15 protein-coding genes and 2 tRNA genes are annotated in these 14176 nt (G+C 64.9%); 6 read left to right on the top strand and 11 right to left on the bottom strand.

Annotated features, from left to right (window positions below):
* Nucleotides 1–25 precede the first annotated feature (25 nt).
* The 5 genes from ABFX29_RS02680 to ABFX29_RS02660 form a co-directional block, all read right to left on the bottom strand.
* Entirely contained in the window at nt 26–598 is a 573-nt protein-coding gene (locus ABFX29_RS02680; RefSeq protein WP_152227505.1) for a peptide deformylase, read from the bottom strand.
* On the bottom strand, nt 595–1782 hold the full coding sequence (locus ABFX29_RS02675; protein ID WP_152227507.1) for an acyl-CoA dehydrogenase family protein: 1188 nt from the start codon (nt 1780–1782) through the stop codon (nt 595–597). The genes ABFX29_RS02680 and ABFX29_RS02675 overlap by 4 nt, the downstream gene beginning before the upstream one ends.
* 153 nt (nt 1783–1935) lie before the next feature.
* Nucleotides 1936–2008: transfer RNA gene (locus tag ABFX29_RS02670), tRNA-His, on the bottom strand.
* Nucleotides 2009–2151: 143 nt separating this feature from the next.
* Nucleotides 2152–2769 carry an oligoribonuclease gene (orn, locus tag ABFX29_RS02665; RefSeq protein WP_152227509.1) on the bottom strand — a complete coding sequence of 206 codons (618 nt, stop codon included), beginning with the start codon at nt 2767–2769 and terminating at the stop codon, nt 2152–2154.
* Nucleotides 2770–2807: 38 nt separating this feature from the next.
* Nucleotides 2808–3368 carry a hypothetical protein gene (locus ABFX29_RS02660; RefSeq protein ID WP_152227511.1) on the bottom strand — a complete coding sequence of 187 codons (561 nt, stop codon included), beginning with the start codon at nt 3366–3368 and terminating at the stop codon, nt 2808–2810.
* A 304-nt stretch (nt 3369–3672) separates the two neighbouring features.
* Here ABFX29_RS02660 and mptB point away from each other — a divergent pair, with 304 nt between their 5' ends.
* Nucleotides 3673–5211: a polyprenol phosphomannose-dependent alpha 1,6 mannosyltransferase MptB gene (gene mptB, locus ABFX29_RS02655; protein ID WP_170287746.1), complete on the top strand. Its 1539-nt coding sequence runs from the start codon at nt 3673–3675 to the stop codon at nt 5209–5211.
* Here the strand turns inward: mptB and ABFX29_RS02650 are convergent.
* On the bottom strand, nt 5174–6433 hold the full coding sequence (locus ABFX29_RS02650) for a glycosyltransferase family 87 protein (RefSeq protein WP_152227513.1): 1260 nt from the start codon (nt 6431–6433) through the stop codon (nt 5174–5176). The genes mptB and ABFX29_RS02650 overlap by 38 nt on opposite strands.
* 121 nt (nt 6434–6554) lie before the next feature.
* Between ABFX29_RS02650 and ABFX29_RS02645 the strand changes: the two genes are divergently transcribed.
* Entirely contained in the window at nt 6555–7031 is a 477-nt protein-coding gene (locus ABFX29_RS02645; protein WP_152227515.1) for a DUF3224 domain-containing protein, read from the top strand.
* 25 nt (nt 7032–7056) lie between these two features.
* Here the strand turns inward: ABFX29_RS02645 and ABFX29_RS02640 are convergent, their stop codons facing one another.
* The 5 genes from ABFX29_RS02640 to ABFX29_RS02620 all read right to left on the bottom strand — a co-directional run bounded on the left by ABFX29_RS02640 (nt 7057) and on the right by ABFX29_RS02620 (nt 10813).
* Nucleotides 7057–7797, bottom strand: a complete 741-nt coding sequence (locus tag ABFX29_RS02640; protein ID WP_152227516.1) for a M50 family metallopeptidase — start codon at nt 7795–7797, stop codon at nt 7057–7059.
* Nucleotides 7794–8555 carry an anti-sigma factor gene (locus ABFX29_RS02635; RefSeq protein ID WP_152227517.1) on the bottom strand — a complete coding sequence of 254 codons (762 nt, stop codon included), beginning with the start codon at nt 8553–8555 and terminating at the stop codon, nt 7794–7796. Before ABFX29_RS02635 ends, ABFX29_RS02640 begins: the two co-directional genes overlap by 4 nt.
* Nucleotides 8536–9105, bottom strand: coding sequence for an RNA polymerase sigma factor (locus ABFX29_RS02630; RefSeq protein ID WP_152227518.1), 570 nt, complete (start codon nt 9103–9105; stop codon nt 8536–8538). Before ABFX29_RS02630 ends, ABFX29_RS02635 begins: the two co-directional genes overlap by 20 nt.
* Nucleotides 9106–9173: 68 nt before the next feature.
* A complete protein-coding gene (locus tag ABFX29_RS02625; protein WP_246167410.1) occupies nt 9174–9851 on the bottom strand; it encodes a class F sortase in 678 nt (225 codons plus the stop codon).
* Between the two features lie 131 nt (nt 9852–9982).
* Nucleotides 9983–10813, bottom strand: a complete 831-nt coding sequence (locus ABFX29_RS02620) for a DUF4397 domain-containing protein (protein ID WP_152227519.1) — start codon at nt 10811–10813, stop codon at nt 9983–9985.
* 213 nt (nt 10814–11026) lie between these two features.
* On the opposite strand from ABFX29_RS02620, the gene ABFX29_RS02615 reads away from it, so the two are divergent.
* From ABFX29_RS02615 to ettA, 4 genes are all read left to right on the top strand, one after another.
* A tRNA-Arg gene (locus tag ABFX29_RS02615) sits at nt 11027–11102 on the top strand.
* A gap of 216 nt (nt 11103–11318) precedes the next feature.
* Nucleotides 11319–11885, top strand: a complete 567-nt coding sequence (gene ssb, locus ABFX29_RS02610) for a single-stranded DNA-binding protein (protein ID WP_152227520.1) — start codon at nt 11319–11321, stop codon at nt 11883–11885.
* 30 nt (nt 11886–11915) lie between these two features.
* Nucleotides 11916–12380, top strand: a complete 465-nt coding sequence (locus tag ABFX29_RS02605; RefSeq protein ID WP_246167412.1) for a DUF6993 domain-containing protein — start codon at nt 11916–11918, stop codon at nt 12378–12380.
* Between the two features lie 103 nt (nt 12381–12483).
* The gene (gene ettA / locus ABFX29_RS02600; RefSeq protein ID WP_152227522.1) at nt 12484–14166 is read left to right on the top strand and encodes an energy-dependent translational throttle protein EttA; all 1683 of its coding nucleotides are present in this window, start codon (nt 12484–12486) and stop codon (nt 14164–14166) included.
* Nucleotides 14167–14176: the final 10 nt, after the last annotated feature.

Genomic DNA, 14176 nt, shown 5'->3' with positions numbered 1-14176 from the left:
TCCTGCGAGCCCTGGGACAGGCCCGCTAGTGGCCGAACGGGTCCGGATCCACTCCGGGCATCCAGTGCAGGCCAGGCACGTTCCAGCCGTTGTTCTTGAGGACCTTGCGGGCCTTGCGTCCCCAGCGCTCGTTCAGCCGGTCCACGTAGAGCTTGCCGTCCAGATGGTCGTATTCATGCTGGAGTACACGGGCAAACCAGCCGGTGGCCTCAAACTGGACGGGGGCGCCGGTCTCATCGAAACCGGAGACCCTGGCCCACTCTGCCCGGGTCAGCGGAAAGTTTTCACCCGGCACGGAAAGGCACCCCTCGGTGTCTTCGTCCGGGTCCGGGGCGGAACCGGGCACCTTGGAAGTGAGCAGTACGGGATTGACCACGACGCCGCGGTCGGGAGCATCGTCGTCGTTCGGGTAGTCAAAGGTGAAGATCCGCAGGCCCACACCCACCTGGGGGGCCGCCAGGCCCACGCCGTTGGCAACGTCCATGGTTTCGTACATGTCGGCGACGAGGGTGCGCAGTGAATCGTCGAACTCCGTTACCTCGGCTGCCCGGCGGTGCAGGACGGGTTCCCCGTAGATGGTGATTGGGCGGACGGTCATGGGTTCTGCTTTCCGTGCTGGGGCAAAGGGGGAGTGATGCTGCGGCCAATGACTTCGCGCATGATTTCGGAGGTTCCGCCGAAGATCGTGAGCAGGCGGGCAGCCAGGAAGGCCTGGGCCACCGGGTATTCCATGATGTAACCGTATCCGCCGTGCAGCTGGAGGCACCGGTCTGTCACGGATTTGGCCCGTTCCGATGCCCAGAGCTTCGCTTTGGCCGCTGAGACAGCGTCCAGGGTGCCGGCATTGAATGCCTGCACGGCTGAATCCACGTAGGATTCGGTGACTTCGATTTCGGTCAGGATGTCTGCCAGCTCAAAACGGGTGTTCTGGAAGTCGCTGATCCTGGCGCCGAAGGCCCCGCGCTCTGCGGTGTAGGCAGCGGTAGCTTCATAGACGGTCCGTGCCACGGCAGAGGAAGCGACGGCGATGGCCAGGCGGCCCTGGGGGAGCTGCCCGGCGGCATACTCGAGGCCGCGGCCTTCCTCGCCCACCAGGTTGCCGGCAGGAACCACGACGTTGTCGAAGAACAGCTCGGCGGTGTCCGAGGCGTTGAGGCCCATCTTCTCCAGCTGGCGGCCGGTGGAATAGCCGGTGGTCTTCTCCACCATGAACATGCTGAAGGAACGCGACCCTCCTCGTCCGGTGCCGCCGTCGGTCCGGGCCAGGACCAGGGCCGCGTCGCCCGTGATCCCGTTGCCGATGAACGTCTTCTGGCCGTTGAGGAGCCAGTCGCCGTCGCCGGTGCGGACGGCCCTGGTGCGGATGCCCCGCAGGTCGCTTCCCGCACCCGGCTCGGTCCACGCCACGGAAGTCACCTTGTCCCCGCTGACCATCTGCGGCAGCCAGCGCTCCTTGAGGTCCTGGGAACCGTAGGCCAGGAGGTGGGGGAGCACCATGTCATCGTGGAGGTGGAAAGCCAGCGCGACGGCGAGGTGGTTCGCGCGGGCGAATTCCTCGTCCAGGACCACGCGGTACCGGTAGTCGGGAATTCCGGCGCCGCCGAACTCTTCCGGCACGGCCAGACCCAGCAGGCCCTGTTCTCCCGCTGCTTTCCACAACCGCCGCGGCATCCTGTGGTCCGCCTCCCACGCGGGATACCCCGGGGCAACTTCACGCTGGTTGAATTCGCGGGCGAGGTCACGGAATTGCTCGTGGTCCTCCTCGAAAAGCGTGCGTTCCAACGCGGCGCCTCCTAAAGTTCTTTTCCTGCCCGCACATGCGCTGCAGGGCTGTGCAGCTGCCGATGCGGATTGGGCCAGCTGGGGGATACGTAAAAGACCGCCCCGGACAATATCCGAGGCGGTCTTTGTGAAGCTGGAAACCAGCCTCTTCCGGGTGAGTAACGGGGGTTGAACCCGCGACCTCCTGGACCACAACCAGGCGCTCTGCCAACTGAGCTATACCCACCATGTGCACTCAGATTATTCGTTTCCAAAGTCCAGGCGAGTGGTCTTTGCAAACTCATTTATCTGAGGCAGCGGATACAAGCTTACACGGTTTTTTGGGTGCTTCTGACACATGGGCCCCTCAAGGCCCAAAAAGTGATGCAGCTAACTCTTGGCGGCGGATTCGCTGATGCGCGCAGCAATCTTCTTGGCCGCGGCGGAATCGGGACCCGGTGCCGGTACGAAGATGGCTTCTCGGTAGTAGCGCAGCTCGTTAATCGAGTCCTGGATATCGCCCAGCGCACGGTGTCCGCCGTTCTTGGCGGGCGACTGGAAGTAGGCCCGCGGGTACCACCGCCGTGCGAGTTCCTTGATGGTGGAGACATCGATGATGCGGTAGTGGAGGTAGTCGATGACCTCCGGCATGTCGCGGGCCAGGAACATCCGGTCCGTTCCCACCGAATTGCCGGCCAGCTGGGCCTTCTTCGGTTCGGGTACCCACTTGGTGATGTACTCGATCACCTCGGCCTCGGCCTCGGCGAGGCTCATGCCGCCGGGCAGCTCATCAAGGAGTTTCGACGTGGTGTGCATCTGGCGGACGAAGTCACCCATCTGTTCCAGGGCGCTGTCTTCCGGCTTGATGACAACGTCCACGCCGTCGCCGAGGATGTTCAGCTCGGAGTCCGTCACCAGCACGGCAACCTCGATCAGGGCGTCGGCGCTGATGTCCAGTCCGGTCATTTCGCAGTCGATCCAAACAATGCGTTCATTTGTTATTGGCACGGGATAAATGTACCCCGCGGCGCCGGATCACTGCTGGGCTAAAGGCTTGAGTGGCTCCGCTGGCGGCGGTCGTGGCGCTCGGAATCCGCAGTCTGGACTGAAGCCCTGAGGGCAGGTACGTACGGCTGCAGGGGAAGTGATCCTGTTTCCGGTGGGCCGAACGTGCGGGTCCAGCGGCTCGCCTGCGTCCCGGATCCCCCAGGGACGGGGGCACTCAGGAACTCCCGGGCAGCCCCGGGGGCCAGCGGGATGGCTGGGGCCAGGGGCCGTGCGGGCTCGTCCTGCGTCCGCGTCGGCGCAGGCTGCTGCCGGTCCGCAGCCGGCGCAGGAGTTTCCCGTGCTGCCGGGGACTGTGCCTGGGGCGCGGCTGCTGCGGCGTCGGGACGTTCCGGACGTGCCGTGCCCCTTGAGGCATACCAGGCCGCGGCGAAAGCCGCGAGGACAAGTGCCGAGGTGCCGGCGGTGACAGGGGCTGGAATCCGTGCCCACAGGAGGCATGCCGCGGTAGTTGCGGAAATGAACAGCCCCCAGCCCAGGAGCTCAGGACTGCGGCGTACGCTGTCCGGTTGTTTCGCGGCACGCTGACCGCGCTGCCTCACTTCTGGTTCTGCCCGGTGGCGCCCCACAGCCCATCCCGCCTTGCCTTGTCCGATCCAACCCAGACAGTCTATGTGAGCCGCGCCCCACTGGCCGTGCAGCGCGCCGCGTCCGAGGGCATGTACATGTCTCGATGCTAATATTTGGCCTGACGAAGCCGCCCTGACCGGGCCCAGTTACGGGTATCCGGACCGGAATGGCTTCGCCGGGGCAGGCGTATGTGCCTGCCCGAGGAGGCGTTTGCTTTCGAACCTGGTGCCCGTTCGCTGGGACCGCCGTACGAACCAGAGATTGGAACGACCCACGATGACCGCCCAGGTCCCTGCGACCGAGCCTTCGTCTCCCGAATCGGAGAGCACGAAAACCGACCATCCCAACGTCGCGATCATCCATGGGTTTATCGGCTCAATGATGATGCTGGCCGGCTCCTTCGGGGTGGGCTGGCTCTCCCTCTCCTCGTACGAGCTGCGCCGTGCCGAGTTCATCATGTGGCTTCGCTTCGAGCCTGCCGGTGCGGTGATCTCCGTCTTCCTGCTGGCACTGGGCGGGATGCTGCTGGTGCGTTCCTGGCTGCGTTTCGGACAGCGGATCGGGGACTGGGGGCCGCAGTCGCGTCCCTATGTGCTCAAGGCGATCCTTGCCTGGGGCGGACCTATGTGCCTCACGCTGCCGCTCTTCAGCCGCGACGTATTTGCGTACATCGCCCAGGGCCTGGTCATGGTCAGCGGCCTGAACCCGTACAAGGACGGCTACTCCCAGATCTCCAACTACCTCCAGCTGGGAGCGGACGACCTCTGGGCGCAGAGCCCCACGCCCTACGGACCCATCTTCCTGTGGCTCGAAGAGATCGTGGTTCGGATTACCGGCGGGCAGACCGAGTTCTCGATCCTGCTCTTTAGGCTGATAGCGCTCATAGGCGTGGCTATGTGCGTTTACTACGTGCCGAAACTAGCCGAACTGCACGGTATCAATCCGAACCGGGCACTGTGGCTCACGGCGGCGAACCCGTTGTTCCTCACCAACTTCATTGCCAGCATCCACAACGACGCGCTCATGATCGGCCTGGCACTGGGCGGCCTTTACTACGCGGCCACCAAGCGCGGCGTGCTGGGAATCGTGCTGGTCACGCTCTCCGTGGGCATCAAGCCGATCACGCTGATTTTCCTTCCCTTTATCGGCCTGATGTGGGCAGGCAAGGGAGCCTCCTGGCCGCGTAAGTTCCTGTACTGGTTCCTGACCGCCGGGCTGTCGCTGGGACTGCTGGCGATCCTCGGCGTCGTCAACGGACTTGGCTTCGGCTGGGTTGGTGCCCTGAGCACTCCGGGCAGCGTCTGGATCTGGTACGCCCCCGTAGGGTTCGTCGGTCTGATCGTAGCCACCCTGGGCAACTCACTGGGACTGCCTGGCTGGTCCTTTGCCGACGTGGTGCACACGATCGGGCGGCTGGCTTCGCTCGCCGTCGTTGTATGGCTGATGTTCGTGGGCGACTACTCCAGGCTGGTACGCCGTCTGGCCCTCGCGTTCGCAGCGATTGTCATGCTGGCGCCCATGATCCAGTCCTGGTACGTGGTGTGGCTGATTCCGCTGTTTGCCGTTACCGGCATCCGCAACGACTGGCAGGTCAAGACGCTGTACCTGTTCGTGTCCTTCTTTATGGTCTACGCAATCAGCGACCAGCTGGACATCTGGCCGTACTTCGAGTTCAGCCTGAGCGCAGCCCGGCAGATAGCCGCAGTTACCGCCGTCGCGTTCGCCCTCTACCTGATCTTCCTGGACCCGAAGACGAAAGTGCTCTTCCGAAAGAAGCTTACGGAGCCGGCTCCGGGCGAACTTCGGATTCGCTGACCTTTCCGGCCCGGGCCAGTGCGGTGATCTTTCCGAGGGACCAGGCCAGCAGCGCCATCAGGAGCAGGTTCCGCAGGGTCAGCAGTACGGCTACGGCGATGTTGAGGTCGTTGTACAGCGCCTCGTAGAACATCGGGTAGACCAGGGTGGTCAGCGCGGCCACGGCAACCATCATGGCTGCCGGCAGCCGCCAGGCACGGCCTTCCCAGGCAACGCCCACGGCTACTACGGCGCCCAGCCACAGCATGAACTGCGGCGAGCCAACCTTGTTGAAGACGATGAACGCGCTGACAAGGGCCAGCGAACCGGCTGCCAGCAGTGCACCGGTGTCGGCGCCGCGCCGCAGTGCCCAGACGAGCAGAAGCACGACGGCGACCGCAGCCAGGGCCAGGAGCGGCGTCACCAGCGCGGCCACGGGTTCCCCCAGCGCGCCGCGCACCTCACGGGTATTGATCACCGTGTCTTCGTAGATGTGGGCGTCCGACCGGCCCAGGATGGCCTGCCACAGGCCAGGGGTGGTGAAAGGCGCCTCCAGCTGCATGCCGCGGTCGCCCTGGGCGCCCATAAAGCTCAGCAGGTGGCGCAGCCCGCCGGCGGCAGTAACGACGGCCGCCACAACAGCGGAGAAAGCGGCCCCGGTGACCAAGAGGGTCAGGCGCTGCTTCGAAACGGCGAGGACCGCCAGGATCACGGCAGCCGGCCAGACCTTGATCCAGGTGGCCGCTGACAGCAACAGGGACGCAATGACGGGACGGGTGCCCAGCCACAGCAGGCCGATGATCACCAGGGGAGCAGTAAGCCCGTCAATGCGGCCGACGGCGACTGGTCCGAGAAGCGCGGTAATGCCCAGCCACCAGTACGCGGCAATGCAGCGCTGCCGGGTGCGTTCGGCGGTCAGGACGGCAAACGCAGCCGCATTCAGGCCCGTGAAGATCAGGAACCAGGCGAACTGGTAGGGACCGTAACCGAAAACCGCAGCGAGGAGCATGGGAGCCAGCGCTCCGATCGGATACACCCAGTCCGTGCTGATGCCTTGCCACTGGCCGTCCTGCAGTCCTTCGAAGGCCCACTGACGGTAGAACTGGATATCACTGAGCACCTCGCCGGTGAAGATCAGCGGTGAAAGGAGGCCAAAAAAGAGCAGGTGCACGCCCGCGAATGCCAGCCACAGGATCTTGGAACGCATGTAACTGGGCTCGCCAGCAACGGGTGTGGACGACATGCTCGGTGGTACTCCTTAACGGCGGGTTTCGGGGTGCGCAGGCGGCCGCACCCCAGCGATAAGGGTACCCGCGGCGTATGGGCGGCATGCAATCGGCAGCCGAACACGGAATACTGTAGGCATGTCCGACGGAACAGAACATTCGATCACTGCTGATTTTGAAGTTTCCTCCTGGGAACCGACCCCCTATGTGGTGGAGGGAACCAACAGCGAACTCTCCACGGTCCGCGCGGTGAAGATCTTTGAAGGGCCAATCTCCGGCACCAGCGTTGCCGACCTGCTGCTGGCAGGCAACGCGACCGGAGCAGGGTACGTGGGCAGCGAGGTTTTTGCCGGCAGCGTGGAGGGACGAGAGGGCACCATGGTGATCCAGCACTGGGGGCTGGCAGAAGGTGAAGCCACGGCGTCGTCGGGGCACATCATTCCCGGATCCGGCACGGCGGGCCTTGCCGGCATCTCCGGCAAGGCGGTTTTCTCCCAGACGGAGGACGGCCAGCACCGCCTTGATCTTCGTGTTTCCTTCCCGGGTGCTCCGGCGGAAACTGACACCCGTCAGGCACCGGAGGCAGCGGACCACCGACCGGCGGACGAACGCTAGGGTCCAGCGGACCACCGGCGGGCGCTCAGTCCGCAGGCAGCCAGACAGGAAGCAGCACCCAGGCCGCCCCCGCCGCGCAGGCAGCGATAACGGCGGCGAACAGCAACAGCCACACCGCGGACGGCACGTAGGAGCGCTGGGCAAGAATCCAGGCATCCGAGGACTGCAGCGCGCTGCGGCGCCGGGTGTGGACGCTTAGCAGGTTCAGCCAGTCCCGGACCGCACCCACCAGCAGTGCGATTCCGAGCGAGGCCGTCACATAGGCGGTTCCCCCGGGCGGGACAAACCACAGCAGCAGGACCGAGGCGGCGGCGCATCCCAGCGCGATTGCCGCACCTTGGATATTGCGGATGAAGACGAGGGCAGCCGCCAGCACCAGCACCCCGATGGACAGCGCCGCCGAAGCCCAGCCGGCTACGGCCGCCCAGACGAGTGCCAGGCCAGTGAGGGCAGGAACGGGATAGCCCCAGAACCCTGCCCACACGGCCCCGAAGCGGCCGCGGCCGAGGCTGCGCATCTGCCCTGAATGATCGAACCTCAACTCGATGCCGCTGATGCGGTGGCCTGCCGTCAGGGCCGCGAATGCATGTCCCAGCTCGTGTACGAACGTGACGAACAGCCCGAACCAGCGCCACGTCGGCGCCGGGACGGACAAAAGGACCGCGCCAGCTGCAATGAAGACAAGCAGCCAGGGCTGGGCGTCCAGGCCCTCGGCCCGGGAGAAACCCGCGGTGAGCCTGTTCCAAAAGTCAGCGGTCCAGCTCAAAGCTCCAGCTGGCCCCGCAGGATCGACTTACCCGAGTGCTCTGGATTTCCGTCATGGGGCTCATCCGAGATGTCCACGATCGGATACGCACTCAGATCCAGGCCGTCCGGGATCTTCAAGCGGGCCTCGGTCCCATCCATTTCGCCCAGGCTGACCATGGAGGTGATGTCCGGGGAGATCAGCCAGACTTCCCGGTAGCCCTCTGCCTCGCTGCTGCTTGCCGTGATCACCAGTTCACGTTCACCGTCGGGCAGGAGATCCACTGTTGCCGTTCCCTCGTCGCTGTAGGAGGGCAGCGGTTCCAGCGGAACCGACGCAATGACCTCCGGCTGCGGCTCGAACCCGCGTACCACGCCCCAGGTTGCCGCTCCGGCAACTACGGCGGCAGCGGCCGCCGCGGCGAACCATTTGGTCCCGCGGCGTTTGCGCCGTTCATCGGCGAGTGAGACGGGACGCGCGGCTCCTGCCGGACCGGACGGGCTGGCCGCCCCCTGGTCCGGGTGATTCTCCTGCCGGTCCTCCAGCGGATCCTTCCGCAGTGACGGATCCAGGCCGAGCGCCTCGTGGATGCCGGCCCAGACAGCCGGCGGCGGAACGGAACCGGCCGGAACCGTACTCTTTCCCGCCCTTACCACGCGGCCGTAGGCGCTGATCTCGCCGGCGCACTGCTCACAGTGCTCCAGATGTGCGGTTTCTTCGGCTGTGGGCTCCTCGCCCAGGGCCAGGAGGGCCAATGCATCATCGTGCAGGTGCTGCATCGCTTACCTCCAATCGTTGCCGCAGTTGGATTAGTCCCCGGCGTATGTGGCTTTTGACCGTTCCCAGTGGCAGGCTGAGCTGCTCTGAAATCTGCTGGTGTGTCAGGTCTTCGTGGAACGCAAGCCGCAGGATCGAGTGCTGGGGTTCGCCCAGGCGGCTGAGCTCGGCGTCCAGAACTACTTTGTCAGCGACGCCCTCCGGGTCAGGCCCCCCGGTTCCGGTACGCTCACTGGCTGCGGCCGCGCCTTCAAGCACATCTTCCTCGCGGAGCCTCGAGGATGTCATGGTGGCTGACACATTCCGTGCTATGCCAACCAGCCAGGCCGCAAGCGTGGAACGTTCGGGGGAGTAGGTCTCCCGGTACCGCCAGGCGCGGATGAAGACTTCCTGGACTGCGTCGTCGGCTGCCCCTGCATCTATGAGGCGGCGAAGGGACATGGTGCGGACCAGCGGCGCAAACCGGCGGTAAGCCTCGGCAAGTGCTGCCTCCTCACCTGCGGCGAAGGCCTGGTCCAGGCCGTCGTCGAGCTCGGGGGCACCGGATGACATCGGGGAAGTTCTCCTGCCGTAAGCCTGTGTAGGGGCCGCGCCCGTGAGGGGGCGCGTGCCGATTTTCCCTATGATACCGGTGTTGCCGTGAGCACAACGTTATCTTCATAGTCGTTCTCCGTGTCGAGCCACTTTCCACCGCAGGTGACCAGTTTGAGCAGATGGTCTCCTGTCCGGTCGAAGAGGCGGTGTCCGTCGAGGGACCGCTTGGCGATGTTCTCGACCTGCTGTGTCTGGTAGACGACCTGCGAGCCGTCTTCACGCGTCACCCTCACCCGGGTACCCGGGGTGACGTTCTTGAGTCCTGCAATGGGCAGGACTTCGGTCTGTGAATCCACGTGGGCGGCCAGGACCGATGATCCGGCGTCGGCGCCCGGTGCCGGACCGTACTGGTACCACCCGGCCTGCACGTGGTTGTCGGGGATCGTCATGGCACCGTTGTCCTCGATGCCCACGGGGACAACCTCAAGGTCGATGCCGGTGCCTTCCACCTGGACCCGAACCGGAGCCGGGATCTCCACGGACGCTTCAGGGGTGGCCTGCCGGATGGGAATTCCGGAAGAGGTGTCCAGGGGAAGCGCAGATCCGGCTCCGGTGGGCTGCTGCTGCATCTGGCCGGCGGTGCTTGCCGGCTCACTGGTTGCCGGCTCAGTCGCGGCCGGAACGGATGCGCAGGAACCCAGGGCCAGTGCTCCGGCGGCCAGCCACGCAGCAAGGTACCTGCGGGAGCGTCCGGTCTGGTGCATGTCGGGGGCCTTTCCAATGTGTTCAACAGTTCCGGGACCTGGCTGGTCCCGGGAAGGACGAAGGTGCAGTGCAGCCGTACCGCCGGCTGCACTGCACCTTCAGTGTTGCAAGGGCGCTGCACGCCCGCGGCCTACTCCGCGGAAGCGGCGTCCACGGTGCTGCGGCGGCGGGCAACCACTGCGGTGCCGGCCAGGGCCATCAGCGTCAGGCCACCGGCGGCAGCGAGCATGATGCCGGCATTGTTGTCCTGGGCTGCGGGCAGGGCGCCGGGAACTGCGTTCGGAGCGCTTTCCATACCTTCGATGGTCTGGGTTGCCAGCGCCAGGTTACCGGCGTCCAGTGATCCCCAGGCATAGACGATGGTGTGAACACCCTCAGGCAGCGTCAGGTCTGCCGGACCGATGACCGGTTCGGTGGTTCCGGCTGCTGCGACGGAAGCGGAAATCGTTCCGGGATCTACCGCCAGGGTCTTCTCGTCGGGGTTGGCGAGGTTGCTGATCACCGGTGTGCCGTTCGCCAGCACGTCAACTGCCGGGGCAGCTGCCACGTGGCGGACCGTCAGCCCTGATTTTCCGGCTTCGATGGTGGACGTGTCATTGGTGTAGAGATTGGCGGTCGGTGTTCCGTCCGCGGCGAGGTTGGCTACTGCCGTGAAGTTCCCTCCAGCGGTCAGGTCAGCTGTTACCGGGCCGATGATCGGGGCGGAGGCATCTGCGGCATCGGGAGCCGTAATGGCAAGCTCGTAGCTGCCTGCGGGAAGCGAGAGCGGTCCTGCCATGCTGCCGGGAGTGAAGTCATCAAGGGTCAGTTCGCCGTTGACGTACACGTCCACGGTCGTGTCCGGGACGGCGTGGAAGACGGAGAGCTGGGCCTCATCTGCCGCCGAAGCTGCGGGTGCGGCGGCCAGTCCTGCTGCGGCTGCCAGTCCGGCTGCTGCGAAAATCGTAGTGGTCCTGCGCATGGCTTCTCCTAAATGGTTTCTGTGCCGGGTGCTGTGCCCCTGGCTCTTTGTGGCCTACACCTCCTTTACTCACGGCGGTCCCGGTTTGGATGCAGAAGTATCGAATATTTCCCAAAAACTTTTTTCCGGCCCTGATCCGTCTGTTCCTGCAGGCCAGTGCGGCTGTTTCGGTACGGGGGCGCCCTGCCGGTACGTAGTATCATCTATTGGTCTGCCCCCGTAGCTCAATGGATAGAGCAACGGCCTTCTAATCCGTAGGTTGCGCGTTCGAGTCGCGCCGGGGGCACCAACCGCCGAAGCCTCCAGGACAGATGTGCCTGGAGGCTTTCTGCTTGCTGCGGGCCTCGTGTCTCAGGGCGTCTTCCCCTCCACACAGCCGTCAGGTCAACGAACCGGTTCTTCCTGTCCACCGTCCCTTTCGGGCGAGCCCCCGCGTCCGCCCGGGCGGCCAGACTGGGGAAACCGGCCAACCGCCGGCACCGAACGGCAGCAGAAGGGCAGAGCGATGACTGACAACATCACCCTCCGGGGGTTTGTGGCAACGGAGGTGCGCACCACTACGGCGGACAGCGGACTGGCGATCGCTGGTTTCCGGATGTGCACCACTGAGCGCCGCTTCGACCGGGAAGCCGGCCTGTGGCAGGACGGCCACACCAACTGGTATTCGGTATCGATGTTCCGGCAGCTGGCCACGAATGCCGGCGTGAGCATCCACAAGGGGGACCGGGTCATCGTCACGGGCAGGCTGCGGGTGCGGCAGTGGGCCACGGACGCTGGACGAAGCGGCACCACAGTAGACATTGACGCCGATGCAGTTGGGCACGACCTTATGTGGGGAACGGCAAACTTCCGCCGGAATACCGCTGAGAGGGCGCCGCTGCGCGGTGCCGGCGACGGAACGGGCCTTGCTGAAGCCGGAGAAGGACGTGAAGGCGCGTTTGAAGCGGACGTTGATCCGTCGACCGGTGAACTGCTGGGCGCGGAGGGGGAATTCGCGGGCAGCGGGATGGCAGACCTTAGCGAGGAGTTCGAGGGCGCCCGGCCGGCCGAAGCGGAGCCGGCAGCATACTGACTCCCGAACGCTGCGTGGCACAATGTCAGCATGATGGCAGCGGAAGGGTTGAATGCAAAGCGGCTCCAGTGGGCAGGCCTGGCCGCAGCGGCAGCGCTGGCGGCAAGCCTTTCCGGCTGTACCGGTGCCGATAGCAGCCAGGCACAGCCGGCGGATTCCTCCGTAAGCGCCGGAACAGGTGTCCCGTCGGAAGAAGCGCCGCTGATGCCGGCCCGGTTCCAAGCGGCACAGACGGCATTGAATGAACTGATCGCGGAGAATCCCGCGCCCTCCCGCGACGCCGTGCGTGCGGCCTGGGTCAGTGCCGGATTCAGCGCCGAAGCAGTGGAGGTGTCCCAGGACGGCACGCCAACCGGTTTGGCCGTTGACGCCATCGTCTCCGCTGCGCCTGATGGCACGGACTGCCTCATAGGGGAGATTCGAAGCGGGAAACTCTCCGTGACTACGGTGCCTGCCCTCAGCAACGGCCAGTGCCTGCTGGGCGACGACCGCTAGGACACCGCTTAATCCGGCCTGGGATCCGGACCGGATTAAGCCGCTTGCTTCCCGGCACCGCCCAAAATGGCACTTAGTGGCGTCTACGCACTAGCCTGAGATCATGGCGGAATTTATCTACACAATGACCAAGGCCCGAAAGGCCGTTGGCGACAAGGTTATCCTCGACGACGTAAGTATGTCCTTCTACCCCGGCGCCAAGATCGGCGTGGTGGGGCCAAACGGTGCGGGTAAGTCCACCATCCTGAAGATCATGGCCGGCCTGGACACCCCGTCCAACGGCGAAGCCAGGCTCAGCCCCGGATACACCGTCGGCATCCTCCTGCAGGAGCCGCCCCTGAACGAAGAGAAGACCGTCCTGGGCAACGTCCAGGAAGGCGTCGGGGAGATCTACGCGAAGATCCAGCGCTTCAATGAGATCTCCGAGGAGATGGCCCAGCCGGACGCGGATTTCGACGCGCTGCTCGAAGAGATGGGCAAGCTGCAGGAAGCGATCGACGCGGCCGATGCATGGGACATCGATTCCCAGCTCGAACAGGCGATGGACGCATTGCGCTGCCCGCCGCCGGACGCCGACGTCACCGTTCTTTCCGGTGGTGAGCGCCGCCGGGTTGCCCTCTGTAAGCTGCTGCTGCAGAAGCCGGACCTGCTGCTGCTCGATGAGCCCACCAACCACCTCGACGCCGAAAGCGTCCTCTGGCTGGAACAGCACCTCTCCTCGTACCACGGTGCCGTACTGGCCGTGACCCACGACCGCTACTTCCTCGACCACGTGGCCGAGTGGATCGCCGAAGTGGACCGCGGACACCTTTACCCGTACGAGGGCAACTACTCGACCTACCTCGAGAAGAAGCGTGCCCGTCTCGAAGTCCAGGGCAAGAAGGACCAGAAGCTGGCCAAGCGCCTTGCCGACGAACTCGACTGGGTCCGTTCAAACGCCAAGGGCCGCCAGACCAAGTCCAAGGCCCGTCTGGCCCGCTACGAGGAAATGGCAGCGGAGGCAGAGCGCACCCGCAAGCTGGACTTCGAAGAGATCCAGATCCCGCCGGGACCGCGGCTTGGTTCCCTGGTGCTTGAAGCCAAGGACCTGGAGAAGGGCTTCGGCGACCGCAAACTGATCGACGGTCTGTCCTTCTCCCTTCCCCGGAACGGTATCGTCGGTGTGATTGGCCCGAACGGCGTCGGAAAGTCCACGCTGTTCAAGACCATCGTCGGGCTTGAACCGCTGGACGGCGGCGAGCTGAAGATCGGTGAGTCGGTCAAGATTTCCTACGTTGACCAGTCCCGCGGCGGCATTGATCCGAACAAGACCCTGTGGGAAGTCGTCTCCGACGGACACGACTTCATCCAGGTGGGCCAGGTGGAAATGCCGTCCCGCGCCTACGTGTCCGCCTTCGGGTTCAAGGGCCCGGACCAGCAGAAGAAGGCCGGCGTGCTTTCCGGTGGTGAACGCAACCGCCTGAACCTGGCCATGACGCTGAAACAGGGCGGAAACCTGCTTCTGCTCGATGAGCCCACTAACGACCTCGACGTGGAAACGCTGTCCAGCCTCGAGAACGCGCTGCTCGAATTCCCCGGCTGTGCCGTTGTGGTCTCGCACGACCGCTGGTTCCTGGACCGGGTCGCCACCCACATCCTCGCGTGGGAGGGCACCGACGAGAACCCGTCGAACTGGTACTGGTTCGAAGGCAACTTCGAAGCCTACGAACAGAACAAGGTTGAGCGCCTTGGTGCCGATGCGGCCAAGCCGCACCGCGTAACGCACCGCCGGCTGACCCGCGACTAGTCCGCGGTTC

Source organism: Arthrobacter gandavensis, from assembly GCF_039528575.1.
GTDB classification, from domain to species: Bacteria; Actinomycetota; Actinomycetes; order Actinomycetales; family Micrococcaceae; genus Arthrobacter_B; species Arthrobacter_B citreus_B.
The sequence above is the reverse complement of the archived record's forward strand: the minus strand, read 5'-3'. Positions and strand labels throughout refer to the sequence as shown.

Bases quoted from the DNA above. Each gene is read 5' to 3' on its own strand.
- ABFX29_RS02680 (WP_152227505.1), bottom strand. From the start codon at position 598: ATGACCGTCCGCCCAATCACCATCTACGGGGAACCCGTCCTGCACCGC.
- mptB (WP_170287746.1), top strand. From the start codon at position 3,673: ATGACCGCCCAGGTCCCTGCGACCGAGCCTTCGTCTCCCGAATCGGAG.
- ABFX29_RS02650 (WP_152227513.1), bottom strand. From the start codon at position 6,433: ATGTCGTCCACACCCGTTGCTGGCGAGCCCAGTTACATGCGTTCCAAG.
- ABFX29_RS02645 (WP_152227515.1), top strand. From the start codon at position 6,555: ATGTCCGACGGAACAGAACATTCGATCACTGCTGATTTTGAAGTTTCC.
- ABFX29_RS02635 (WP_152227517.1), bottom strand. From the start codon at position 8,555: ATGCAGCACCTGCACGATGATGCATTGGCCCTCCTGGCCCTGGGCGAG.
- ABFX29_RS02630 (WP_152227518.1), bottom strand. From the start codon at position 9,105: ATGTCATCCGGTGCCCCCGAGCTCGACGACGGCCTGGACCAGGCCTTC.
- ABFX29_RS02625 (WP_246167410.1), bottom strand. From the start codon at position 9,851: ATGCACCAGACCGGACGCTCCCGCAGGTACCTTGCTGCGTGGCTGGCC.
- ABFX29_RS02620 (WP_152227519.1), bottom strand. From the start codon at position 10,813: ATGCGCAGGACCACTACGATTTTCGCAGCAGCCGGACTGGCAGCCGCA.
- ssb (WP_152227520.1), top strand. From the start codon at position 11,319: ATGACTGACAACATCACCCTCCGGGGGTTTGTGGCAACGGAGGTGCGC.
- ABFX29_RS02605 (WP_246167412.1), top strand. From the start codon at position 11,916: ATGATGGCAGCGGAAGGGTTGAATGCAAAGCGGCTCCAGTGGGCAGGC.
- ettA (WP_152227522.1), top strand. From the start codon at position 12,484: ATGGCGGAATTTATCTACACAATGACCAAGGCCCGAAAGGCCGTTGGC.